This is a genomic window from Actinomadura sp. 6N118 (assembly GCF_044326415.1).
Lineage (GTDB): Bacteria > Actinomycetota > Actinomycetes > Streptosporangiales > Streptosporangiaceae > Spirillospora.
The window spans coordinates 54625-77644 of sequence record NZ_JBIRAZ010000014.1 but is presented as its reverse complement, the minus strand read 5'-3'; the positions used below and the strand labels follow the sequence as shown (position 1 = coordinate 77644).

Sequence of the window (23020 nt, the reverse complement as noted above, 5' to 3'; positions counted from 1 at the left end):
TCATCCCTTTCCGTGGGGAACGGCTTCAAGTACCTTCATGTGTTCCTCGCCGGACAGCGCCGTCACCGACGTCAGTAGGAAACCGGCCGCTTCCAGAAGCCCCCGGAACTCCTGCTGTGTGCGTTCCCGGCCACCGGTCGTCACCATGAGGTCGATGTCCCCCATCGCGATCGAGATGTCCGGCCGTGGCGGGAGCATCAGTTCGATCAGGATCAGCGTGCCGTCCGCGGGCATCGCCTCATGGCAGTTCCGCAGGATCGCGATGACGCTCTCGTCGTCCCAGTCAAGAACGATGTACTTCAGCAGATACGCTTGCCCGCCGCCGGAAACCTTGTCGAGGAAGTCTCCAGCCACGATTTCGCAGCGGTCGGCAACCCCCGCCGACTCGAGGGTGTGCTGTGCCGCTCGCAGCGCGTCCGGCTTGTCGAACAGGACGCCGCGCAGCCCCGGAGTCGCCGCGAGGATCGCCGACATCAGCGCACCACTGCCGCCGCCGACGTCGACGACAGTGTGGAACCGGGAGAAGTCCACGTCTGCCGCAATGGTGGGAGCCATGTCCGCTGTGTCGCGGGCCATCGCCTCGTGATAGCCAGCCGCGAAATCGGCGTTGCGGGCGGCGTAGTCGAAATTGCTCATTCCGGTGACGTGATCGAATCCCGGTTCGCCAGTGCGCACGCTGTGCAGGAGCTGACCCCAGGCCCTCCAGGACGCGTCCTGGCACGCGACGGTCGTCAGCGCCCGTACCGAGCCAGGCGACTCGCTCTGGAGATACCGTCCGAGCTCGGCCAGCCCGTACCGGCCGGGCTCCGTCTCGGTGACTACTTCCAGGCTCGCCAGCGCGTGCAGGAGCCGGTGCAGCGACGGCGCGTGGGAACCTGTCGCGTCAGCGAGATCCTCGACGGTCCTGGTGCGGTCCGCGAGAAGGTCGGCCAGCCCCAGCTCCGCCGCTACGTAGATCACCTGCGCGAACCGATAGCCGAAGATCATCCTCAGTAGCGCGACCGGGGCCTGCGCTTCAGTTTCGGCGACCGCGGCCTCCCTTGATCAGGTCGGCGTGCGAGAGCAGCCATCCGCTGTGGATGCCTCGCGGGCGACACATCATGTTTGCCACATTCCGTCCGGCCCCGCCGGATGGTCAAGGCGGGCAACAGAGTTGGCAGGAAACCAGCGATAGTTGTCAGCTTTTCTCATCAAAGCGCCGGTCGCGCCGCACCGCCTGCTTCGCGTGGCCGCTCTTGCTCAGGCGGCGACGGCGTAGGTGGCCAGGGTCAGGTAGATGCCGCCGATGGCGTAGCTGTAGCGGCGCGCTGAGGCGGAACGGCGGGACAGCCAGCGGCGGGCTGCGCCACCGGCGACGGCGTAGCCCGCGTCCAGGGCGAAGGCCAGGCCGAAGAACACCGCGCCGAGCACCATCATCTGCGCCCGTGCGCCCGCCGTTCCGGCGCCGGCGGTGACGAACTGCGGCAGGAAGGCCAGGAAGAACAACGCGACCTTCGGGTTGAGCACGTTGACCACCACGCCGTCGCGGAACACGCGGCTCAGCGGGAGCGGGCTCGCCTTGCCACTGAAGTCCAGCTCGGAAGGCCGCAGCACGGTGCGCACGGCCAGATAGAGAAGGTATCCGGCGCCGGCGAGTTTCAAGATGTTGAACGCGACGGGGGAGGCCGCGACGAGAGTGGAGACACCGAGCACTGCGAACGCGATGTGCACCAGTGTGCCGGTCTCGACGCCGAGCGCGGAGACCAGCCCGGCCCGGTATCCCTGGGTGGCGCTGCGGGTCATGATGTAGATCCCGTTCGGGCCGGGGATCACGATGAGCGCGATGGACGCTTCGCCGTCCTGGACGGATCCCTCGACCCCGGCGAACGGCTGCCCTCGGAGCGCAGCCTCGCCACGGCCCTGGTGGTGAGCCGGGCGACCGTGGTGACCGCGTACGACGAGCTGCGCGGGCTCGGGATCGTCGACAGCCGGCGCGGCAGCGGCACCCGGGTGGTCAGGCAACCCGGTTCGTCCCGCCCGGGCGCCGACGGCCGCGTCCCCGGCGGCCAGGCGACATCGATCTTCCAGCGCCTGATCGACGGCCCGGACGGGGTGATCTCGCTGCGCCACGCGATGGAGGGCGCGGTGCCCGAGCTCGGTACGGAGCTGGCGGCACTGCTGACCGAGGACCTGCCCGGACTGATGGAGGACGTCGGCTACTACCCGAACGGCCTGCCCGCGCTGCGCGCCGCCGTGGCTGCGCATCTCACCGCCGCCGGGCTGCGCACCCTGCCCGACGAGGTGCTGGTGACCACCGGGGTGTCACAGGTGCTGGCATTGGCAGCACAGATGTACCTGCGGAGGCGCTCGGTAGTCGTCGTGGAGTCCCCGGGCTGGCCCGGCTGTTTCGATGTGTTCCGTGCGGCGGGGGCCCGGCTGGTCGCGGTGCCTCTCGACCAGGACGGCATCCGCGTGGACGGGCTGGCGCAGGCGTTCGCGGAACACCGGCCTGACCTGCTGTACGTCATGCCGACGGTGCACAACCCGACCGGCACTCTCATGTCGGAGGGGCGCCGAGATCCTGTCCGCGGACTCGCTCGCCAAGTCGGTCTGGGGCGGGCTGCGTACCGGATGGGTGCGCGCCCCAGCCGACAGCATCCAGCGGCTTGCCCGCCACAAGGCGCTGGCCGACCTCGGCAGCCCGGTCCTTGACCAGGCGCTCGCCGCCCGCCTGCTGCCGCGACTGCCCGCATGGCGTTTCCAGAAGCCTGCCGGCGGAGCGGCGCTCTGGATCGAACTACCCGGATGCGACGCACGCAGCTTTGCCCAGGTGGCGTTGCGGCACGGCGTCGAGGTCGTACCCGGTGCCGTCATGGACCCGACCGGCACCCACGACAACTACCTGCGGCTGCCGTACACCTTCCCCGCCGACGTACTGACCGAGGTGGCCGCCCGGCTCGCCGCCGCCTGGGCAGAACTGGTCTGAGCTGGATCTCCGCTGCGCCCTTTGGGGAGGCGCCTCGGGGGCGGGGGGTCTTCGCGCTTTATGATCTGTAGGCCTGGTCAGGGAAGAACGGGCAGATGGGAGGTTCCGCATGCCACGTGTCGCGGCTGCCGATCGCGTCGATCGGTCTGCGTTGCTGGAGTTCCTTCAGGTACGCCATCGGGGCCTGCTGGTCACCAGCAGGGTGGACGGTCGTCCGCAGATGTCACCGGTCACCTGCGGCGTGGACGGAGATGGTCGGATCGTGGTGTCCACCTATCCGGAGCGCGTCAAGACGCGCAATGCGCGCCGAGATCCGGCGGTGTCGATCTGCGTGCTGTCTGATGACTGGGATGGGCCGTATGTGCAGGTCGACGGCCAGGCCGAGGTGCTGGACATGCCGGAGGCGCTGGAGGGACTCGTGGAGTACTTCCGCTGCATCTCCGGTGAGCATCCGAACTGGGATGAGTATCGCGAGGCGATGGCCCGCCAGAACAAGTCGCTGATCCGCATCCATATCGAGCGGTGGGGCCCGATCGCCACCGGTGGATTCCCGCCGCAGCTCGCCCAGTCCTGACCCTGCCGATCTCTCCTGGGGTTACGACGGGCGGGATCGGTTCGGAGGGCGTTCTGCCAGGTCCTGTAGAGGGTCTGCAGGACATCAAGCCACTCTCTTCTGGTCCGGTCGACGGGATAGGGCTGGGGGCGGATGTCCACCTCTGAGGTCCAGATGATGTCGAACTGCCGGTCCGGGCGGATACGGCCTATGCGCACCCTTCGCCAGAGGTGGCGGTTCTCTTCGTCGACCCAGACCCGGCCGCCCGGTGCGTCCAGGGTCTGGTGGCTGATCGTTCTGAGGGTCGCTCGGGGGGCGTCGGTTTCGGCGTCCTCGACGGCCTGGGCCCAGAGGCGGACAGCGATGTAGGCGTTGTGAATGTGGTCGTCGGTATGCCTATGGGTGCCGTAGCGGGCCTTGAAGCGTTGGGTGAACGCCTTGTTGGCGGGCGTGTCCTGACTCTCGAAGTACGGCAAGGCCGCGTAGCTGCCGGCCACCTCGTCGGGCCGGAGACTGCGGAGAAGGTCCTCGCCGACGGCGAGGGAGAAGGTCGGGACACGGCGAGGGTCGACGCCGGCGGCGCGGAGCTTCTGGAAGAAGCCGACGATCCCGTGCGAGAGCGAGTTGATGATGACGTCGGGCTTGACGGCGGCGATCTTCTTGACGGCCGGGCCCGTGTCGTGGACGTCGAGGGGGAGGTACGTGAGATGTAGGTGGCGGCGAGCCCGGCGAACATCACGAGCTGGGTGATCACGATCGAGCGCTTTGGCGGCCGCTCATCCCTCCGCTCACCCGTCTCTGGAGCTCGCGCCTCTACCACACATCTACACTAAAAGTGGCTTATTGATTACACAAGGTAACAATCCCCTGGCCTAGCCTGCAAGTCGGGCGAGTCTGCTGCAGTGGTGAGCGTCGCCCAAACATAAGCGTTTGTTAAGTGGCTTCAAAAGAATCATCATTGGACGTCGCGTAGACCCGGGATGGAGGCTGGCACCTCATGGCGATCTTCCGTCGAGGGGATGCCGGCGCAGGGAGATTCCAGTGAGACATCGTGCATTCCGGCTGTTCGCAGCCACCACGGCCATAACCGTCGCGCCGCTGTGGGCGGTGTCGCCCGCGCAAGCCGCCGACACCGCCTCGAGCAAGCCGGAGCGGCGTGAGCTCGGGCAGGGAACGGCGAACGGCCAGCCGGGCGCCAAGATCCCAACGGCTGTGGGGACAGGTGGCGCTGCGTCGACTGTCGACCAGGTGGCGACGCAGGCGGCCATCGACGTGTTGCGCCGGGGTGGCAACGCGGTCGACGCGGCGGTGGCCGCGGCGGCCGTACTGGGGGTGACCGAGCCGTTCTCATGCGGCATCGGTGGCGGCGGTTTCATGGTCATCCGCACGCCGCAGGGCAAGGTGAAGACGATCGATGGCCGCGAGAAGGCCCCCGCCGCCATGCACCCGAAGTCGTTCTTCGAGGGCGACAATGCTCTGTCCTTCCAGGACGCGCGATGGAGCGGCCTGTCGGCAGGTGTGCCGGGCACGGTGCGGATGTGGGACGAGGCGCTGGATCGCTACGGCACGACGTCGTTGCGGAAGGCGCTCGACCCGGCCATCAAGGTGGCGCGCAAGGGGTTCGTGGTCGACCAGACGTTCTTCGACCAGACCGCGCCGAACGTCGACTTCTTCGACGACGTACCGTCCACCGCCAAGATCTACCTCGATCCCGACGGCACTCCGCTTGACGTCGGCAGTGTCTCGCGCAACCCCGACATGGCGCGCACGTACCAGCTCATCGCGCGCCACGGCACCAAGGCGTTCTACAAGGGACCGGTCGCCAAGGCGATGGCCAAGGCCGCCCAGAAACCGCCGATCGCCGCCGACGCCAACCATCGCTGGCGTCCGGGCCTGATGACCGAGCGGGACATCGCGGCCTACAAGGCCGCCAACCGCGCGCCGACGCGCATCGGGTACCGCGGCCTGGACATCTGGGGCATGGCGCCGCCCTCGAGCGGCGGCTCGACCGTCGGTGAAGCCCTGAACATCCTTGAGGGCTACAAGCCCCTCGGCGCCAGCCGCACGCATGGCCTGCACCGTTTCATCGAGGCGTCCCGGTACGCGTTCGCAGACCGCAACGCCTACCTGGCGGACCCGGCGTACTACAACGTGCCGCTGAGGGGCCTGCTCTCCGACTCGTTCGCGGCCGAGCGCCGCGCGCTCATCACCGACAAGGCGGCCACCTCGCCCGTCGCGCCCGGCGATCCGCGCGGCGACAACGGCGCCCCGTCCCCGGGAGTCGTGACCGCGGGCGACCAGGGTGAGTCGACCACACACCTGACCGTCGCCGACAAGAACGGCATGGTGGTCTCCTACACGTTCACGATCGAGTCCACCGGAGGCAACGGCATCGTCGTTCCCGGCTGGGGCTTCCTGCTCAACAACGAGCTGACGGACTTCAACTTCGACGACCCGAAGCACCCCAACGCCCCGGACGGCGGCAAGCGCCCGCGCAGCTCGATGTCGCCGACCATCGTGACCAAGAACGGGAAGCCGTTCCTGGCGACCGGCTCGCCCGGCGGCTCGACGATCATCACCACCGTGCTGCAGGTCTTGCTCGAACGCATCGACCTCGGCAGGTCACTCCCGCAGGCGATCGCTTCCCCGCGCGCGACGCAACGCAACACGGCCACCACCCTGGCCGAGCCTGCGTTCCTCGCCACCGAAGCACCGGCCCTGAGGGACGTCTACGGTCACGTTTTCGGCACCAGCTCCGAGATCGGTTCGGTGACCGGGATCGAGCTGCTCGGAAACGGGCGCTTCCTGGCGGCGGCCGAGCCGGTCCGGCGGGGCGGTGGCAGCGCGATGGTGGTCAAGCCGTAGCGCATCGCCGACCTCGTGCATCGCGGTGAACTCTCCAAACCACGGCCATGCCCATTTGGAGCGGCCCTGGAGGGCTTTATTGCGACTGCGTCATTGCGACTGCGTCAATTCGCTCGGTGTCGCTAGCGAAACTCAGTGGGGTCGGCCCCTCTCGTGTTGGGGTCGGCCCTAGGGTCTTAGGGCCCTAGTTGGCACTTCGCCGCGCTCACTACAGTCCTGCTAAATGGAGAAACGGGACGGTGGTCAGCGGAACGCGAAGCGGCCGGACCATGGCAGAGAAGGCGCCACATGAAAAAGTTGACGATGCTCGTCGCGGCGGGTGCAATGGGAATGGCAGCCACGGGCGGAGGATTGTGGGCGGTTGCCGATGGGGACGACACGACGGCGGCTACTGCCTCCAGTCACGACGGCCTGGCCGGCGGTACGGGTGCAGCAGGCAGCGTCGGCAGCGCTGGCAGCGCCGGTGCGGCGACCGGGAATGGTGGCCAGCAGGCTTCCGGTGACACCTCCACGACCGCGGGTCAGGGCGGGTCGAGCATGGCTGAACGCCCCGTTTCCTTCCTCAATTTCCTCCGAGGGAAGGGGCCGTTCACTCATCAGAGCGACGGAATGTCGGTGTCCGTGGAAAATCAGAGCTCGTGTATCCGCGGGGACGCGTGGAGGATGGTCGCGATCTTTACGGTCAAGGACGTGACGCGGACGAGCGCCCACATCGTCAAAATCGTCACCAAGTACTCGGCCCCGATTCCTTCCAAGAACGTGATCCTGGGTGCTCAGAATCTCTGGCAAGACAATGGCAAGCACCTCTTGCCGAACGACGTCGGCCATATCGTAAAGATCACGGGGGGCCGGTCCTTGACACAGACGATCAAGGTTGACAAGACGGTGAAATTCTCGCAGGGGGGATACGGCGTTTTTCAGCGTAGGGCAAATATCGGGCAGGGTACCGGCGAGGCGGGCTGGTGCGGGGGACCCGGCGCGATGGAGGTCAGGTTCCGGCCGAAGGCCTGACCTGGACCGGCGCGAGCCGCTCAAGGGGTCCGATGAGCCCGCTGGCTCAGCTGGACGGGAAACCGTGTGCCGGCGGGAGATCCTGGCCGGTGGCGCGGCGCACCTCCGGTGCCCGGCCGCGAAAGCCCGGCCGGAATCTCCCGCCCTGCCCCTCGCCCAGGAACTCCCTGATCCACGCCTCGTGCTCGACCTCCTCGTTGAGGATGGCCAGAGCCAGTTGGTGTGTACGGGGATCCTTGCCTGCGGTGACGTCACAAATATGCGTGTACGTTTGAATTGCTCGGCGTTCCGACTCCAGAAGCCTCGCGATGAGGTCGTCGGGGCTGCGGATATCAGGCGTTTGTGATGACGAAAGGTCACCCCGGCCCACAAGTCCCGGAAGATCAAGCGGCAATATCCCGTCCAGCTCGTAAACCCGCTTTGTCAACTCATCGAAATGGATCAGGTCCTCGGCGCGGATGTCCCTGATGATCTCACGCAGGCCGTCGTCGGTCAGGCCGACCGAATGGCAGGACAGGATCGCGTAGTGGTAGAAGGTCGCGAGTTCGTCGCCGGCGGCCGCTGTCAGTTTGCCGGTCAGCACGTTCACGTCCAGACCCGCGCCTTCGACGAGCTCTCTGGCGATCCTGCTCATGGGAGCACGTCCGTCCCCGCTATTCCGGTGTGCGTTCCGCGGGATTGAGCGCGAGGAAGGCCCCCGCCGCCGCGGCCCCTCCGGCGAGGTGAGCCAGTAGCCAGATCCAGATCTTCGACCAGGCGATCAGTCCGAGCGTTCCCGTGCCCGCCGCCACCGCCGGATTGAACGCCCCGCCCGAGATCCCGCCGACCGCGAAGGCTCCGGCCGCGACGGTGAATCCGATGGCCAGGCCATAGAAGCTGTTGTCGGGGTGGTCTCTGCTCGTGGCGACGTTCAGGACGACGTACGCGAGTGCGAAGGTGAACAGTACCTCGGCAAGCATGACGACCCAGATGTCACCGCCCGATGGAGACAGCTTGGCCACCGGGCCGGGGTCGACGACGTATTCTGCGGTGAACGCGGCTATGACGGCGGCCACGACCTGAGCGACCCAATAAGCGGCCGCGTCCACAAGCCGGATCCGCCCCCGCAGGAGCACCGCCAGAGTCACCGCGGGATTGAAATGACCTCCGGAGACGTGACCCCCGGCATAAACCATCACCATCAGCACCGCGCCGATGGCCAGCGGCGCGAGTGGCGCCTTGGCCAGAACGGTGCATCCGATGGTGAAGACGAGGAAAAACGTACCGATGAATTCAGCTGCATAGCTGCGCATGTGCCGATACTGAAACGAAAAGTCGTGCGATGGAAGCTTGTAATCCTTACATGCGGATTACGGACACCTGACAGATGGTTAGGGGTGCCGGATACGTACCCGGATCGTGGTCGATACTCAGCCATCTGCAATCAGATTCGCTCGTCATGCACCTGCCATGAGCAGCCCCACCGCCCGGTCCACGGCACCGGTCACATCGTCGTCGGCGGGGTAGAGCAGCGACCGGCCCACCACCAGTCCGCGCACGATCGGCTGCTCCAGGGCCTCCTTCCACGAGGCGAAGGCGGCCTCGGTGTCCCGGACCTCGCCGCCGAGCAGCAGTACGGGCAGCGTCGTGGCCGCCAGCACCCGCTCCATCTCGGCCACGACGGGCAGCTTGAGCCAGGTGCGGGCGGAGGTCGTGCCCAGCCCGGAGGCGATCGCGACCGACTTGATCACCGCGTCCGGCGACAGGTCGTTGCGCAGCCGCCCGTCCCGCCAGATCGACAGGAACGGTTCGACCATGGCCATCAGCCGCCGCTCGGCCAGCGCGTTCACCGCGCGCGCCGAGTTCTCCAGGATCGAGGGCGTGGCGGGGTCGTCCAGGGCGATCCGGGTCAGCATCTTGCCCCCGTCGAACCCCATGGCCGCGATGCCGTCGGCGGTGTAGGAGGTGAACCGGTCGTCGATCTCGAAACTCGAGCCGGCCAGGCCGCCGCGGTTCATCGAACCGAACACGGTCTTGCCGTCCAGCACGCCGAGCAGCAGCAGGTCTTCCAGGATGTCGGCGGTGCCCAGCACGCCGGTGACACCAGGACGGGCCAGCGCGACGCACAGCCGCTCCAGCAGCTCGCCACGGTCGGCCATCGCGGCCGGATCCCCTCCGGCCGCCAGAGCGCCGCGCGCCGGGTGGTCCGCCGCAATGATCATTGCACGGCCGCCGTCGCCGAGCGGGGACGCCGCCCTCACCCGGCGGGCCGCCGCCCGCCCGATCGCGCCCGGGTCGTGCGCCCGGGTCTCGGTGATCTCTCGCAACCGATCACGCATGGTTCACCTCACGCAGTGGTGTCAGGACCTCATCTTCGGCATGGCGGCAGAACATGCCAGTTCGCTGACGATATGCGCCCCGCCGACGATATGCGCCCCGGCGGCGTTGGCGAACGAGATCGTCCGCGTGGATCCCAGCCGACCGGCATTCCGTGGCACAGCGCGCCGCCGAGCGCGTCGCCCGCGAGCGGTCGGCGGTTCTCAGACGACTTTGGCGCAGAGCACGCCCTTGAGGTAGTTCTCCCAAGTCCGCGAGCCGCTGGGGCATCTGCTCTCGTAGTAGCCGGTGAACTTGAGGATGTAGTCGAACTTCTTGGGGACGGTGTTCTTGCCGCAACCCCACGACGTCATCAGGCCGTGCCCGGTGATGGCTACCCGGCCCGACTTGCTGCCCTTCTTGCCCAGGAAGCACTCGCCCTGCCTCAGCTGCCTCCGCACGCAGAGATAGATGTTGTCCCCGTCGTGCGTGGGGGACCTCCACCATGACTCGCCGTCGAGCGCCTCGGCGTCGCATGAGGAGCTTGAGTCCTCGATCCTGAACACCTTCAGGTAGGCGTCACTCCGGCTGCAGGAGACTGCGTTCGGCGTGTTCTCGCTCCAGTCGCCGATGTCATAGGGGTCCTGGTACGCGTCCAGGCAGTCTCCGACCGAGATCTCGTCGAACGCCTCATAGGTCGGGTCGGGGGTCGGGCTTGGGCTCGGACTGTAGGTACTGCCGCTGGTGAAGCTGCTCGTCCGGCTGGAACTCGGAGTCTCGGTCCGCGTCTCAGCCGGGGTCGGGTTCCGGGTTGACCCGGCGCCGGCGTTGCTCGACACGCCGGACCGGTTGGCGCTGGCCACGGCGATCAACACGACGACCAGCAGGACACCGACGATCCCGGCCACGATCCCGACATCAGGCTTGACCGGCGGCCTGGTCACGTTGGCCGGAGGCTGACCTGGAGGCTGGATCGGGGGACGCTGCGCCTGCGGAGCGCGTCCCTGAGAAGAAGGTCCCTGCGACGACTTCTTCGGCTTCTGCTGTGGTGGGCGCTGCTCTGAGCGTTCCTCACGCCGCGTCTTTCTCTCCTCGTCCTGCGGAGGATGGGCCCCCTTCTCTCCTGCGCCGGGCTTCCCCACGAAGACCTCGGTCTCGGCCACCCGTGTGGCGATCATCGTGGTGACCGTGTCGGGCAGGGACATCACCTCGCCCGCCGCCAGCGCGGAACAGCGGTCCAGGAACTCCCCGACCTCGGGCCGGTCGTCCGGGTCCTTCTCCAGCCCGGCGGCGACCAGAGATAGCAGTGAACCCGGGACGCCCGTCAGGTCCGGGTCCTCGTGGCGGACGCGGTAGCCGAGGGCATCGGCCGGTCCCTCCCCGAAGGGGTGCCGGCCGGTGGCCGCGAAGGCCAGCACAGCGGCCAAGCAGAACACGTCACTGGACGTTCCGATGTCGCCGCCCACGTACTGTTCGGGCGACATGTAGCCGGGCGTCCCAACCAGGACCATGGACACGCTCTGCGAGGGGGCGTCCATCGCGCGGGCGATGCCGAAGTCGATGATCCGCGGTCCGTCCTGGGCCAGCAAGACGTTCCCCGGCTTGAGGTCCCGGTGGATCACGTTCTGGTCGTGGACGGCCCCCAGCCCTTCGGCGAGCCCGGCACCGAGCGCCGCGACCGCCACTTCGGGCAGCGGGCCGTTCTCGTCGATGGCGTCCTGCAACGACGGCCCGGCGATGTACTCCGTCACCAGCCACGGCGGATCGGCGTCGGTGTCGGCGTCCACCACCTGGGCGGTGTAGAAGCCTCCGATGCGCCGTGCCGCCACGACCTCCTTGGCGAACCGCCGCCGGAACGCCGCGTTGTCGGCGAAGTGCGGGTGGACGACCTTGACCGCGACGAGCCGCCGCCCCTGGGAACGGCCGAGATAGACCTGGCCCATCCCGCCGGTTCCCAGTCGTGCCAGCAATCGGTACGGCCCGATCCGCTCCGGATCGCCGGCCCTGAGCGCCCTGAGTCCTGCGCCGGACATTCCACCTACCCGCTCTGTCAAACATCACTGTTTACTTGAGCTAAGCGTAGATGAGGGAGATCATCAAGGTCTGCGTCTTGGGACGCACTTGCGTGAACGGGCGCGAAGCCGAACGCCCCGGAACTTCCCGTTGATTCCGGGGGTGTCAGGCACAGGGCAGCAGGACACCTGCGCTGGTGGTGCCAGCCAGGCGGTAACGCTTGGAGGGCGAGCTCCCCTTGCAGGCGTAGCCGGCGCCGCCGACGCCGGTGGCGACGGTCTTCCACAGGCCGCTTGCCGGGTCCTTTTGCTGGATGCTCACCGAAAGCGGGATGACCCCTCCGCCTTCGCAGATACGGAACTTCTCCGCCACGACATGGGTGCCGGTGAACTCCATGGCGACAGACAGTTCCGTGCACTTGTCGGCGTGTGCGGCGGGCGCGGAAAGCGCGAACGCTCCGCCTAGCGGCAGCGCTGCCAGGACACCGACGGCAGCGGCACGGGTCAGCTTGGTGAGATGACGGGTCAGGAATGGAGACATGAGACAGCCTTTCAAGACTGAGACGTCGGTCTGGAATTGACCTTCAGCAGTCTGTGCGGCCATGCCAATGCCCGGCATCAGTAGTGACTACTGAGATAAGAAACTGCGGATATCACCGAGTCCGGAGCGAAGGAGCAGGACGGGATCACGTGCTTTCAGAGTTTGATGACGACCTTGCCGAACGCCCGGCCCGAGGCGTAGTGGTGGAAGGCGTCGGGCGCGTCGTCGAACGCGAACACCCGGTCGATGACCGGCTTGAGCCGGTTGACCTCGATGGCGCGGTTCATGGCGAAGAACTGCGCTCGGCTGCCGACGGCGACGGGACGCAGGGTGGCACCGGAGGCGAACAGCACCCGGGGGTCGATCGGTGATGCGGTGCCGGAGACAAAGCCCACGCAGGAGACGTGGCCCGCCGTCGTCACCGCCGTAAGTGACTGTGCCAGGAGGCCGGCGACATCAACGACGCGATCGGCGCCTCGGCCGCCGGTCAGCTCCCGGACCTTGCCGGGCCAGTCTGGAGTGGACCGGTAGTCGATGACCTCGTCGGCGCCGAGCTCGGCCAGGCGTTCCGCCTTCTCCGGACCGCTCGTTGTGGCGATCACCCGGGCACCCAGCGCCTTGGCGAACTGGAGCGCGAACAGCGACACCCCACCCGATCCCTGCGTGACCAGGGTCTGGCCTGGTCGCAGGCCGCCGCCGTCGCCGGTCAGGGCGTTCCACGCGGTCACCGCGGCGCAGGGGAGTGTCGCGGCCTCCTGGTAAGAGAGATGGTCGGGAATCGGTACGAGCGCGTCCTCGTCGATCACTGCGAGCTCGGTCAGCATGCCGTCCAGGGACCCGCCGCGTTGCGGCAGGTGCTGGACGCCGAACGGGCCGTCCTGCCAGCTCGGGAAGAGCGTGGCGGCGACCCGGTCACCAACTCGCGTCTCGCTGACCCCGGGGCCGACCGCGATGATCTGGCCTGCTCCGTCCGATACCGGGATGACGCCGGGTTTCACCGGCAGGACATAGTCGCCGCGCAGCACCATCAGCTCGCGATAACTCAAGGAGACGGCACGCACGGCGACCAGAACCTGCCCGGCGCCCGGGACCGGATCTTCATGCTCTCTGATCGACAGGCCGTCTATTCCGGCACCGCTGTCGACGTGGTAGCTGCGCATGAGTGGGGTTCCTCCCGTCCTTCGATCCATAGATAGAACGTTCGGTCTACTCGACCATATAGAACGGTTGATCTACCGGTCAACCACTGGCAGGCTGAAGGCCATGACCACGCGCACCGCGCCGGGCCCACGCGAACGCCTGCTGGACGCGGCCCAGGAACTGACCTATCGCCACGGCGTGGGTGTTGGCGTCGATGCGCTGCTCAAAGCCGCGAACGTGGCCCGGCGCTCGCTGTACGAGCACTTCGGCGGCAAGGACGGATTGATCGCCGAAGTGCTACGCCGCAGCACCGCCGAAGACGAGGCCGACTACCGGCGGACCATGGACGCAGCGGGTGACGACCCGCGCGACCGCCTGCTGGCCATCTTCGACAGGCTCGCCGAGGTCATCGGCAAGCCGGACTTCCGCGGTTGCCGCTATCTGGCCGCCGACTTCACCTTGACCGACCCCGACCATCCGGGGCACGCCATCACCCGTCACTACCGCGAGCGCGTTCACCAGCTCCTCGAAGTCGAACTCCGCAAGCTCGACCACCCGCGGCCCGCCCACGCCGCCGACCAGCTCTTCCTCCTCATCGACGGCACCCTGGCAGCCGGAGCGACCCGCCCCGACACATACCCGGCCGCCTCCGCCCGCGAACTCGCCGAACAAATCCTCAACACCCAGCCCCGTTGACGCGCACGGCGGTCTGTCTGGGCCTCGGACAAGTACCCTGTGTCGGTGTTCTCGGCTCAAGGTCCATCTCTGCGTGAACTGGCGATCCAGGCGTTGTCCTCGGTCGAGCGTGGCTACGATCTGCTCGCTCCGAAGTTCGACCACACGCCTTTCCGCACCCCCGAGGGCATTCTCGGCGCGACCGCCGATGCTCTGCGTCCACTCGGGCCGTTCGGCCAGGGACTGGACGTGTGCTGTGGGACCGGCGCGGGCATGCGGGTCCTCAAACCCCTGTGCCAAGGACGGGTCACGGGCGTCGACTTCAGCACCGGCATGCTCGCGCAGGCGCGTAGCGCACACCCGGATGCCCAGTGGGTCCGGGCCGACGTCCGGGCCCTGCCCTTCGTCGAGGCCTTCGACCTCGCGGTCAGCTTCGGAGCGCTCGGACACTTCCTGCCCGCCGAACGGCCCGCACTCTTCACCGGGGTCCACCGCGCGCTGCGGCCAGGCGGGCTGTTCGCCTTCCCGATCGGCGCGCCGCCGCCCATCGCGTCGGGCACGTACTGGGCGCTGCTCGGATTCGACGCGGCCATGCGGGTCCGCAACGCCGTGTGGCGTCCGCCGTTCGTCATGTACTACCGAACCTGCACGCTACCCGCGGTCCGCGACGAGCTGACAGCAGCCGGATTCACCGTGACGACGGCTCCCTTGACGGCCCTAGGCCAACGCAAGGACGGCAGCCCGCGAGCCCGGCTTGTCCTCGCACGCAAAGCCGAGACGCCCTGAACCGGACCCGCTCCATCGGACGTGCGGTTGTCCTTACATTCGCCACCGGTAACGACTCACCTTCCTGAGTCAGCGGCGTTGCGATCGCTCTTTGCCATGGCTGAGCCTACGTTTCCCGATAAAGAGGCACGCGCAACTTAAGCGGTTTCCGCAAAGCGGGGACGACTGGGCGATCCCACACTGATGCCTGCCCCCCGTCGGTCGCCTTGGAACTGAGTCTGGCAGCACCGGTCGCCCAAAGCGCTAACGGGCGCGGCATTTGCCCCCATGGAAGGGAAAGCCCGCCGGTGAAGAAATCGCTCAAGCTGATTCCTGCGATGGCGGCCCTGGCCGCCGGAATCGTGATCAACCCCGCGACCTCCCACGCAGTAGCCAACCCTTACGAGCGAGGGCCGGCACCTACGGAGGCGAGTGTCACCGCCAAGCTGGGTCCGTTCGCCATCGCCAGCAAGAAGGTCGGTGCGTTCAGCCATCCGGGCATCCGGGAGGGCACCGTCTACTACCCGACCGACACCAGCCAGGGCACGTTCGGCGCCATCGCCGTCGCACCCGGCTTCGTCTCACCCGAGGCCCTGGTGTCCTGGTACGGGCCGCGGCTCGCTTCCCAGGGCTTCGTGGTCATGACTCTGGAGATCACCACCGGGTTCGACCTGCCGGAAGCCAGGGCGGCCCAGCTCCTCTCCGCGCTCGACTACATGAAGAAGGACAGCACGATCAAGAACCGGATCGACCCCGGCCGTCTCGCGGTGATGGGCTGGTCCATGGGCGGTGGCGGCACCCTGCGCGCCGCGCAGCAGACCGCAAGCCTCAAGGCCGCCATCCCGCTCGCCCCCTGGGACCTCGGCATGGACTGGAGCAACGTCCGCGTCCCGACCATGATCATTGGCGGTGACAATGACTTCGTCGCGAGCCCCGGCTTCCACTCTGAACCGTTCTACGCGCAGCTCGCAGGTGAAAAGGCCTACCTGGAGCTAGAGAACGCCGGACACTTCACCTTCACCAGTGACAACAACACGATCGCCAAGTACGCCATCTCCTGGATGAAACGCTGGGTCGACGAGGACACCCGCTACACCCAGTTCCTGTGCCCGCCGCCCCCCGCGCCCAGCCCGACGATCCAGAAATACCGCCAGACCTGCCCCTACTAGGCCCACGCTGGTGGGAAGCCGGCCCGCCGGGAGCGACCCGCTCCCGGCGGGCCGGCGAGCACTGGGGCTCAGAGCACCGACGCGGGTGATCTTCAAGAGCGGGAATCCCCGAAGATCATTGAGTCGGCTCGACAGCTGTTGTGATCGTCTGGCCGCCCTCGCGTTGAAATGATCTTCCAAATTGGTCCAGCGAGAGGAGCCGCGCATGCGTGTACGGAAGGTCCTAATGGGCGCGAGTGTCGCTGCCATGGTGGTCGGCGGGTTCAGCGTTCCCGCCGAGGCGGCGGACTGGATCCCGTGGCAGGTCTACGGCAGCGAGCGGGCCTGTGTCAATGCGGGCCAGCAGTACGTGCGGGAGAACTTCGACGCTTACAAGTGCACCAGGCAGCCGGACGGCTACATGCTCTGGCTCAAGTGACGACACGTCCGATCTCCCTTGAGGCCGTCTAGGGACTAGATGGTTCAGCCTTGCGCGGGGCGGGTCTCGAGCCCCGCGCAAGGAGGGCTGTGGTCGTGGCAAATGCCCGCCCTCGCGGCCCCGGTCAGACCGTCCGCCACGCGGTCACCCGGGAGACGGCAGCGCGCTTCTTGCGGCGCCTAGCAGGCCGGAGTGCCGTCCGAGGGTGGAGGGGTGCACGGTGACGCGCCGGGCGTAGTCGAGGGTGATGGTGTGTTCGAGGTGCCGTCGCAGCGGTGCGAACAGCACCTCCCCGGCGGCTGATACTCCGCCGCCGATGACGACGCGGTCGAGGTCGCACAGTGCTGCCGTGGCGGCGATGCCGCGTGCCAGTGCCTGGGTGCCCTGGTCGAAGGCGGCTAGGGCGATGGTGTCGCCTTGGGCGGCGTCGGCGGCCAGGGCGCGCGCGTCGGGGCCGGTCCAGCCGCGCCCTCTGGCCCACCGGACCATCGACGGGCCACTCGCAAAGGCCTCGACGCAGCCGGCCGCGCCGCATGAGCAGGGCGGACCGGCGGGATCGACGACGACGTGGCCGAGATGGCCGGCGTTGCCGCTGGGCCCCGGGTACGCCGCGCCGCCCAGGACGAGGCCGCCTCCGATGCCGGTGGACACCACGATCCCGAGCATCGAGGCCGCGCCGCGCCCCGCGCCGAGCCAGTGCTCTCCCAAGGCATAAGCGATGCCGTCGCCGACCAGGGTGACCGGAACACCGGGCACGATGTCGCCGACCAGGTCGATCAAGGGGAAGTCGCGCCAGGCCGGGATGTTCACGGGACTCACCGTGCCGCGCACCAGGTCGACCGGGCCGGCCGAGGCCAGCCCGACGGCCTGTGGCGGCGCGTCACCCGCGACTGACGTGAGCAACCCGCGAAGCGCTTCGGTGATGAGGGGTTCGGTGGCGGGCGTGGCGGTTTCGACGTGCCTGTGCACCTGCCCGTCCACACTGATCAAGCCGACGCTGATCTTGGTGCCGCCGATGTCCACGCCGAGCACGACATCCTGGTCCATGAACGTACCTTCAATCCGCGAGAAGCTCAGACAGCTGTGGCGAGTAGGTGGCGTGGAGAACGAGCGCGGCACCGCCCACGACGGCGGCGTCCGCGCCCAGGGGTGAGAGTTCGATCTCGACAACCCGGACGTGCCGGGACAGCGGTCTCGTGGCGACGGCCGAGGCCACCGCGTCGATGTAGGGCTTCTCGACGTTCCGGATGCCGTGCCCGCCCAGCACGACGAGGTCCACGTCGGTGATGTTGACGACGTTGACCACGACGGTGGCGACGTGCTGGGCGGCCTCCTCGATGACCGCGGCCGCGACGCGATCGCCGGACACGGCGGCGTCCTTGATCGCGGCGTGGTCGACGGTGGCCGGATCGCGGTGGAACGGTTCCGACAGCACACTGCCGCCGCGCTGCTCACGGAGCCTGCGGTGCGTCTCGGCGACGATCGCGGCGGGGCTGACAAGACTCTCCAGGCAGCCCCGGATGCCGCAGTAGCACTCCGGGCCGTCCGGCAGCACGGACGTGTGCCCGAACTCCGCGGCGTTGAGCGAGCCGCCCCGGAAGACCTGGTGGTTGAGGATGAGACCGCCGCCGATGCCGGTGCCGAAGAAGAAGTAGGCGAAGTTCGCCACGCCCTTTCCGGCGCCCGACCACCGCTCACCGATCGCGGCGGCGGTGGCGTCGTTGTCCAAGGTGACCGGGAGCCCCGTCGCCTTGCTCAGCAGCTGCTTCATCGGCACCCGCGTCCAGTTCGCGAGCTTCGGCGGTGCGACCACCATGCCGTGTTCCTGGTCGATGGGGCCGGGGCTGGCCAGGCCGAGACCGAGCACACGGTCGCGCGGCACGTCGGCTTCGGCCAGGACGTCGGCGACCAGGTCCGCCATGGCCGCGACGACATCGGCCGGAGTGGCGCCCGGCGGTGTCGGGCGCCGCTTCATCACCAGCGGCCGTCCGAGCAGGTCGACGACGACACAGGCGAGCTCGACCGGGTCGAAGTGGAGTCCGACCGCACTGCCCGCGTCGGCGTTGATCCGCAGGGTGGTGCGGGGTTTCCCGAGGCCGGCGACCCGGCTGGAGCCGTCCTCGCGCACGATGCCCTCATCGAGCAGCCGTCGCACGATTCCGGAGACGGTCTGCGGGGTGAGGCCGGTGAGCTGGGCGATCTCCGCCCGGCTGATGCCGTCGGCGAGCTGGATCTGATCCAGCACCACCGCCCGGTTGTACCGGCCCACCTTGGGGAGATTCGTGCCTGCTCGCCGCACCGAAGATCCTCTCTGCTCACCCTCTGCGACATTCTGTCCCAGGCCCGTTGACTTTGTAAAACAATTGGATTTAAGGTCTCGGGACGTAACGCACCTCACATCAGGCGCCGGCGATGGGGTCACGCTCGCCGCCGTGGCCGGGAGTCACAGACAAGATCACCGGAGTGGGTTGATGTCATTGCCATGCTGCGTCGTTCCAGGCCCGGACTCGCCTGGTCGCGGCGGGCCGCGAAGCGGGGAGCCTCGGTCGTGAACTCGGTCGTGAACCAGGCCCCGACCTTGCTCGAGATGCGCTCGATCACCAAGACGTTCCCCGGCGTGATCGCCCTGGCGGACGTCAACCTGGTGGTCCGTACCGGCGAGATCCACGCCATCTGCGGGGAGAACGGTGCGGGGAAGTCGACGCTCATGAAGGTCCTGAGCGGCGTGCATCCCCACGGCACCTACAGCGGCGACATCGTCTACCAGGGCCAGGAGGTCCGGTTCGGTGACATCCGCGCCAGCGAGCACGCCGGCATCGTGATCATCCACCAGGAGCTCGCCCTGGTGCCCGGCATGTCGATCACCGAGAACGTCTTTCTGGGCAATGAGCCGCGACGGCGAGGCGCGATCGACTGGAGGGGCGCCCAGCGGCGCGTCGTCGACCTGATGGAGCAGGTGGGTCTCAAGGAGGATCCCGACACGCTCATCAAGGACATCGGCGTCGGCCAGCAGCAGCTGGTCGAGATCGCCAAGGCGTTCGCGAAGGACGTGAAGCTGCTCATCCTTGACGAGCCGACCGCGGCCCTCAACGAGGCCGACTCCCGGCATCTGCTCGACCTGCTGCGCGAGTTCAAGCGGCAGGGCATCACCTCGATCATCATTTCGCACAAGCTCAACGAGATCGAGGCGATCGCCGACTCCATCACGATCCTGCGCGACGGGCGGACCATCGAGACGCTCGACGTGCGCGCCGACGGGGTCAATGAGGACCGCATCGTGCGCGGCATGGTGGGCCGTGAGCTCGGCAGCCGGTTCCCGGAGCGCACCCCCGCCATCGGCGAGGTGTTCTTCGAGGTCCGGGACTGGACGGTGCGCCACCCGATCTCCACCGAACGGCTGGTGTGCAAGAACTCGAGCTTCAACGTCCGCCGTGGGGAGATCGTCGGCTTCGCCGGCCTCATGGGCGCCGGGCGCACCGAGCTCGCGATGAGCCTGTTCGGCCGGTCCTACGGAGTCTGGCTCGGCGGGCACGTCTACAAGGACGGCAAGGAGATCCAGCTCAAGTCGGTCACCGACGCGATCGGGCACGGCCTGGCGTACGTGAGTGAGGACCGCAAGGCCATCGGGCTCAATCTCCTCGACGACATCAAGACCTCGATCGTGGCCGCCAAGCTGCCGAAGATCACACGGCATGGCGTCGTCGACCAGGTCAGGGAGCACCGGCTCGCCGAGGAGTACCGCGACAACCTGCGGGTCAAGGCACCGACGGTCGACGAGGGCGTCACGAAGCTCTCCGGCGGCAACCAGCAGAAGGTCGTCCTGGCGAAGTGGATGTTCACCGATCCGGACCTGCTGATCCTCGACGAGCCGACGCGCGGCATCGACGTGGGCGCCAAGTACGAGATCTACGGGATCATCCAGCGGCTCGCCGAGCAGGGCAAGGGCGTCATCGTCATCTCCTCGGAGCTGCCCGAGCTCATCGGCCTGTGCGACCGCATCTACACCGTGTTCGAGGGGGCCATCACCGGCAACGTCCTGCGCCGTGACGCCGACCCGGAACTCCTCATGAAGCAGATGACCTCTACGAAGAAGATGGCGACGCGATGAGCCGCTACCAAGACCTCAAGAAGAACCTCTTCGGGGGCACCGCCTCCAACGCCCGCCAGTTCGGCATGATCTTCACACTGGTGGCGATCATCCTGCTGTTCCAGGTCCTGACCGACGGCCTCACGCTGACCTCCGGCAACCTCATCGCCGTCGTCAGCCAGTACTCCTACATCCTCATCCTCGCCATCGGCATGCTGATGGTGATCGTCGCCGGGCACATCGACCTGTCGGTCGGTTCGGTCGCCGCGTTCACCGGCATCGTGGTCGCGAAGGCGATGCATCAGCATGACGTGCCCTGGCAGGCGGCGATCGTGTTGGGCCTGCTCGTCGGCGCGGCCATCGGGGCGTGGCAGGGCTTCTGGGTCGCCTACGTCGGAGTGCCCGCGTTCATCGTCACGCTGGGCGGGATGCTGCTGTTCCGGGGCGGCAACCAGTTCATCGGCAACGCCGACACCGTGCCGGTCCCCGAGGGTTTCCGCACCATCGGCGCCGGCTTCCTGCCCGAGGTCGGCCCGAGCACCGGGTACAACAACCTGACCCTGCTTCTGGGCCTGGCCGCTTGCGCCGCAGTCGTGTGGAGGGAGTGGCGCGCCCGGCAGATCCGGCAGGAGATGGGCGCCGAGCCGACGCCGCCGTGGGTCTCCGGTGTGCGCCTGGCCGTGATGGTGGGCGTCATCATCTTCGCCACGCTGCGCTTCGCCGGCGGCCGGGTCGGCACCAGCCTGCCGGTGTCCGGCATCATCCTGGCCGTCCTGGTGATCGCCTACTCGTTCTACACCCGCAACACCGCCGGTGGCCGGCACATCTACGCGGTCGGCGGCAACGCCCGCGCCGCCGAGCTGTCCGGCGTGAAACTCCAGCGGGTCAACTTCTTCGTCATGATGAACATGTCGGTCCTCGCCGCGCTCGCCGGCATGATCTTCGTGGCGCGATCGGCCGCCTCCGGCCCGCAGGACGGGCTCAGCTGGGAACTCGACGCGATCGCGGCCGTGTTCATCGGCGGCGCGGCCGTCTCCGGCGGGCTCGGCACCATCAGCGGCTCGATCGTGGGCGGCCTGGTCATGGCCCTGCTCAACAACGGCCTGCAACTCGAAGGCGTCGGCTCGGACATGGTGCAGATCATCAAGGGACTGGTGCTGCTGCTCGCCGCCGCCCTCGACGTCTACAACAACAGCCAGGGCCGCTTCTCGGTCATCGGCTCGATCATGCGCCCGTTCCGCCGGGAGGAACCGGCGCCGGTGACGGCGGGGACCGACTCGCCCCGCGAGACAGACAAGGCTTCGGCAGCCGGCTGACGCAGCTCCACCACCCCACCGCTTCACCACCCCACCGCTTCACCACCCCACCGCCGCGGCGGACCCACCCCTGCAGGACATCGAGAAAGGTCACCCCGAGCATGCGCAGACTTCTCACCAGAGCCATCGCGACAAGCGCAGCGGCCATGCTGGCGTTGGGCGCCACCTCTTGCTCCAACGAACGTGAGGGAGCTGGCAGCGGCAGTTCGGACAAGGGCTTCAAGGCGGACTCCGTCATCGGCGTCGCGCTGCCGGCCAAGACGTCGGAGAACTGGGTGCTCGCCGGTGACCTGTTCGTCAACGGGCTCAAGGAAGCCGGATTCAAGCCCGACGTGCAGTACGCGGGTGCCTCGACCACCGTCGCCGACCAGCAGGCGCAGATCTCCGCGATGGTCACCAAGGGCGCGAAGGTCATCGTCATCGGCGCGACCGACGCCGCCCAGCTGTCCACCCAGGTGGCACAGGCCAAACAGTCCGGCGCGATCGTCATCGCCTATGACCGGCTCATCACCAACGCCAAGGACGTCGACTACTACATCGCCTTCGACAACTTCAAGGTCGGCCAGCTGCAGGGCCAGGCTCTGCTGGACGGCATGAAGGCCAAGAAGCCGAAGGGGCCGTGGACGGTCGAACTGTTCTCCGGCTCGCCGGACGACAACAACTCCGCCGTCTTCTTCAACGGCGCCATGGACGTCCTCAAGCCGCTCATCGACAAGGGCGAGGTCAAGGTCGGCTCCGGCCAGGCCGACATCAAGCAGACCGCCGTCCAGGGCTGGAAGGCCGAAGTCGCACAGCAGCGCATGGACGGGCTGCTGACCTCCACGTACAGCAGCAAGACCGTCGACGGCGTCCTGTCGCCCAACGACACCCTCGCCCGCGCCATCATCACCTCGGTCAAGGGCGCCGGCAAGCCGATCCCGGTCGTCACCGGCCAGGACTCCGAGGTCGAGTCGGTCAAGTCCATCATGGCCGGCCAGCAGTACTCCACGATCAACAAGGACACGCGCAAGCTCGTCGCGGACACCGTGGCGATGGTCAAGGCCCTGCAGGGCGGTGGCAAGCCGGAGATCAACGACACCAAGTCGTACAACAACGGCGTCAAGGTCGTCCCGGCGTTCCTGCTCCCGCCGGTCATCGTCACCAAGGCCAACGCCGCCCAGGCCTACGCCAACGACCCCAAGCTGTCCCCGCTCACCAAGTAATAACCC

The 23020-nt window shown here is 67.7% G+C and carries 22 protein-coding genes and 1 pseudogene; 12 read left to right on the top strand and 11 right to left on the bottom strand.

Annotation, left to right across the window (positions count from 1 at the left end; genetic code table 11):
* Both ACH34W_RS32685 and ACH34W_RS32680 read right to left on the bottom strand, forming a co-directional pair.
* Positions 1 to 987, bottom strand: a complete 987-nt coding sequence (locus ACH34W_RS32685; protein ID WP_395965000.1) for a methyltransferase — start codon at positions 985 to 987, stop codon at positions 1 to 3.
* 252 nt (positions 988 to 1239) lie between these two features.
* A complete protein-coding gene (locus ACH34W_RS32680) occupies positions 1240 to 1812 on the bottom strand; it encodes a LysE family translocator (RefSeq protein WP_395964999.1) in 573 nt (190 codons plus the stop codon).
* Here ACH34W_RS32680 and ACH34W_RS32675 point away from each other — a divergent pair.
* The 3 genes from ACH34W_RS32675 (at position 1705) to ACH34W_RS32665 (ending at position 3539) form a co-directional block, all read left to right on the top strand.
* Positions 1705 to 2691, top strand: a complete 987-nt coding sequence (locus tag ACH34W_RS32675; protein WP_395964998.1) for a PLP-dependent aminotransferase family protein — start codon at positions 1705 to 1707, stop codon at positions 2689 to 2691. The two genes, ACH34W_RS32680 and ACH34W_RS32675, sit on opposite strands and share 108 nt — an antisense overlap.
* Complete coding sequence (locus ACH34W_RS32670; RefSeq protein ID WP_395964997.1) at positions 2615 to 2965, top strand: hypothetical protein; 351 nt, start codon at positions 2615 to 2617, stop codon at positions 2963 to 2965. The genes ACH34W_RS32675 and ACH34W_RS32670 overlap by 77 nt, the downstream gene beginning before the upstream one ends.
* Before the next feature lie 109 nt (positions 2966 to 3074).
* Entirely contained in the window at positions 3075 to 3539 is a 465-nt protein-coding gene (locus tag ACH34W_RS32665; RefSeq protein ID WP_395964996.1) for a PPOX class F420-dependent oxidoreductase, read from the top strand.
* Between the two features lie 167 nt (positions 3540 to 3706).
* Here the strand turns inward: ACH34W_RS32665 and ACH34W_RS32660 are convergent.
* Positions 3707 to 4174, bottom strand: a pseudogene (locus ACH34W_RS32660) (transporter substrate-binding protein); the annotation flags it as partial.
* A gap of 385 nt (positions 4175 to 4559) precedes the next feature.
* Between ACH34W_RS32660 and ggt the strand changes: the two are divergent.
* The gene (gene ggt, locus ACH34W_RS32655; RefSeq protein ID WP_395964995.1) at positions 4560 to 6383 is read left to right on the top strand and encodes a gamma-glutamyltransferase; all 1824 of its coding nucleotides are present in this window, start codon (positions 4560 to 4562) and stop codon (positions 6381 to 6383) included.
* Positions 6384 to 6671: 288 nt separating this feature from the next.
* Complete coding sequence (locus ACH34W_RS32650; RefSeq protein WP_395964994.1) at positions 6672 to 7394, top strand: hypothetical protein; 723 nt, start codon at positions 6672 to 6674, stop codon at positions 7392 to 7394.
* Between the two features lie 46 nt (positions 7395 to 7440).
* Here the strand turns inward: ACH34W_RS32650 and ACH34W_RS32645 are convergent, their stop codons facing one another.
* From ACH34W_RS32645 to ACH34W_RS32620, 6 genes are all read right to left on the bottom strand, one after another.
* Positions 7441 to 8028 carry a ferritin-like domain-containing protein gene (locus ACH34W_RS32645; RefSeq protein WP_395964993.1) on the bottom strand — a complete coding sequence of 196 codons (588 nt, stop codon included), beginning with the start codon at positions 8026 to 8028 and terminating at the stop codon, positions 7441 to 7443.
* 19 nt (positions 8029 to 8047) lie between these two features.
* Positions 8048 to 8686 (bottom strand): aquaporin, encoded by a 639-nt coding sequence (locus ACH34W_RS32640; RefSeq protein WP_395964992.1) that lies wholly within the window; start codon positions 8684 to 8686, stop codon positions 8048 to 8050.
* Positions 8687 to 8830: 144 nt separating this feature from the next.
* Positions 8831 to 9712 carry an aldolase gene (locus ACH34W_RS32635; protein WP_395964991.1) on the bottom strand — a complete coding sequence of 294 codons (882 nt, stop codon included), beginning with the start codon at positions 9710 to 9712 and terminating at the stop codon, positions 8831 to 8833.
* 201 nt (positions 9713 to 9913) lie between these two features.
* Complete coding sequence (locus ACH34W_RS32630) at positions 9914 to 11722, bottom strand: serine/threonine protein kinase (RefSeq protein ID WP_395964990.1); 1809 nt, start codon at positions 11720 to 11722, stop codon at positions 9914 to 9916.
* 145 nt (positions 11723 to 11867) lie between these two features.
* The gene (locus tag ACH34W_RS32625) at positions 11868 to 12242 is read right to left on the bottom strand and encodes a hypothetical protein (protein WP_395964989.1); all 375 of its coding nucleotides are present in this window, start codon (positions 12240 to 12242) and stop codon (positions 11868 to 11870) included.
* Positions 12243 to 12397: 155 nt separating this feature from the next.
* Complete coding sequence (locus ACH34W_RS32620) at positions 12398 to 13402, bottom strand: NAD(P)-dependent alcohol dehydrogenase (protein WP_395964988.1); 1005 nt, start codon at positions 13400 to 13402, stop codon at positions 12398 to 12400.
* Between the two features lie 103 nt (positions 13403 to 13505).
* Between ACH34W_RS32620 and ACH34W_RS32615 the strand changes: the two genes are divergently transcribed.
* The 4 genes from ACH34W_RS32615 to ACH34W_RS32600 all read left to right on the top strand — a co-directional run bounded on the left by ACH34W_RS32615 (position 13506) and on the right by ACH34W_RS32600 (position 16409).
* Positions 13506 to 14078: a TetR/AcrR family transcriptional regulator gene (locus tag ACH34W_RS32615; protein ID WP_395964987.1), complete on the top strand. Its 573-nt coding sequence runs from the start codon at positions 13506 to 13508 to the stop codon at positions 14076 to 14078.
* 45 nt (positions 14079 to 14123) lie between these two features.
* The gene (locus ACH34W_RS32610) at positions 14124 to 14843 is read left to right on the top strand and encodes a class I SAM-dependent methyltransferase (protein ID WP_395964986.1); all 720 of its coding nucleotides are present in this window, start codon (positions 14124 to 14126) and stop codon (positions 14841 to 14843) included.
* A 287-nt stretch (positions 14844 to 15130) separates the two neighbouring features.
* Positions 15131 to 15991 carry an alpha/beta hydrolase family protein gene (locus ACH34W_RS32605; protein ID WP_395964985.1) on the top strand — a complete coding sequence of 287 codons (861 nt, stop codon included), beginning with the start codon at positions 15131 to 15133 and terminating at the stop codon, positions 15989 to 15991.
* A gap of 205 nt (positions 15992 to 16196) precedes the next feature.
* Positions 16197 to 16409 (top strand): hypothetical protein, encoded by a 213-nt coding sequence (locus tag ACH34W_RS32600; protein WP_395964984.1) that lies wholly within the window; start codon positions 16197 to 16199, stop codon positions 16407 to 16409.
* 144 nt (positions 16410 to 16553) lie between these two features.
* Here ACH34W_RS32600 and ACH34W_RS32595 read toward each other — a convergent pair whose 3' ends face one another.
* Positions 16554 to 17456 (bottom strand): ROK family protein, encoded by a 903-nt coding sequence (locus ACH34W_RS32595; RefSeq protein ID WP_395964983.1) that lies wholly within the window; start codon positions 17454 to 17456, stop codon positions 16554 to 16556.
* Between the two features lie 10 nt (positions 17457 to 17466).
* Entirely contained in the window at positions 17467 to 18708 is a 1242-nt protein-coding gene (locus tag ACH34W_RS32590; RefSeq protein ID WP_395964982.1) for an ROK family protein, read from the bottom strand.
* A gap of 288 nt (positions 18709 to 18996) precedes the next feature.
* On the opposite strand from ACH34W_RS32590, the gene mmsA reads away from it, so the two are divergent.
* The 3 genes from mmsA (at position 18997) to ACH34W_RS32575 (ending at position 23014) form a co-directional block, all read left to right on the top strand.
* Positions 18997 to 20517 carry a multiple monosaccharide ABC transporter ATP-binding protein gene (mmsA, locus tag ACH34W_RS32585; protein WP_395965180.1) on the top strand — a complete coding sequence of 507 codons (1521 nt, stop codon included), beginning with the start codon at positions 18997 to 18999 and terminating at the stop codon, positions 20515 to 20517.
* Positions 20514 to 21812: a multiple monosaccharide ABC transporter permease gene (gene mmsB, locus ACH34W_RS32580; RefSeq protein WP_395964981.1), complete on the top strand. Its 1299-nt coding sequence runs from the start codon at positions 20514 to 20516 to the stop codon at positions 21810 to 21812. The genes mmsA and mmsB overlap by 4 nt, the downstream gene beginning before the upstream one ends.
* A gap of 101 nt (positions 21813 to 21913) precedes the next feature.
* Positions 21914 to 23014, top strand: coding sequence for a substrate-binding domain-containing protein (locus ACH34W_RS32575; protein ID WP_395964980.1), 1101 nt, complete (start codon positions 21914 to 21916; stop codon positions 23012 to 23014).
* Positions 23015 to 23020: the final 6 nt, after the last annotated feature.

Excerpts from the sequence above, each read along its gene's own strand:
- ACH34W_RS32635 (WP_395964991.1), bottom strand. The coding sequence starts at position 9,712 with ATGCGTGATCGGTTGCGAGAGATCACCGAGACCCGGGCGCACGACCCG.
- ACH34W_RS32640 (WP_395964992.1), bottom strand. The coding sequence starts at position 8,686 with ATGCGCAGCTATGCAGCTGAATTCATCGGTACGTTTTTCCTCGTCTTC.
- ACH34W_RS32595 (WP_395964983.1), bottom strand. The coding sequence starts at position 17,456 with ATGGACCAGGATGTCGTGCTCGGCGTGGACATCGGCGGCACCAAGATC.
- ACH34W_RS32620 (WP_395964988.1), bottom strand. The coding sequence starts at position 13,402 with ATGCGCAGCTACCACGTCGACAGCGGTGCCGGAATAGACGGCCTGTCG.
- ACH34W_RS32630 (WP_395964990.1), bottom strand. The coding sequence starts at position 11,722 with ATGTCCGGCGCAGGACTCAGGGCGCTCAGGGCCGGCGATCCGGAGCGG.
- ACH34W_RS32575 (WP_395964980.1), top strand. The coding sequence starts at position 21,914 with ATGCGCAGACTTCTCACCAGAGCCATCGCGACAAGCGCAGCGGCCATG.
- ACH34W_RS32685 (WP_395965000.1), bottom strand. The coding sequence starts at position 987 with ATGATCTTCGGCTATCGGTTCGCGCAGGTGATCTACGTAGCGGCGGAG.
- ACH34W_RS32615 (WP_395964987.1), top strand. The coding sequence starts at position 13,506 with ATGACCACGCGCACCGCGCCGGGCCCACGCGAACGCCTGCTGGACGCG.
- mmsA (WP_395965180.1), top strand. The coding sequence starts at position 18,997 with ATGCGCTCGATCACCAAGACGTTCCCCGGCGTGATCGCCCTGGCGGAC.
- mmsB (WP_395964981.1), top strand. The coding sequence starts at position 20,514 with ATGAGCCGCTACCAAGACCTCAAGAAGAACCTCTTCGGGGGCACCGCC.
- ACH34W_RS32625 (WP_395964989.1), bottom strand. The coding sequence starts at position 12,242 with ATGTCTCCATTCCTGACCCGTCATCTCACCAAGCTGACCCGTGCCGCT.
- ACH34W_RS32665 (WP_395964996.1), top strand. The coding sequence starts at position 3,075 with ATGCCACGTGTCGCGGCTGCCGATCGCGTCGATCGGTCTGCGTTGCTG.
- ACH34W_RS32645 (WP_395964993.1), bottom strand. The coding sequence starts at position 8,028 with ATGAGCAGGATCGCCAGAGAGCTCGTCGAAGGCGCGGGTCTGGACGTG.
- ACH34W_RS32600 (WP_395964984.1), top strand. The coding sequence starts at position 16,197 with ATGCGTGTACGGAAGGTCCTAATGGGCGCGAGTGTCGCTGCCATGGTG.
- ACH34W_RS32650 (WP_395964994.1), top strand. The coding sequence starts at position 6,672 with ATGAAAAAGTTGACGATGCTCGTCGCGGCGGGTGCAATGGGAATGGCA.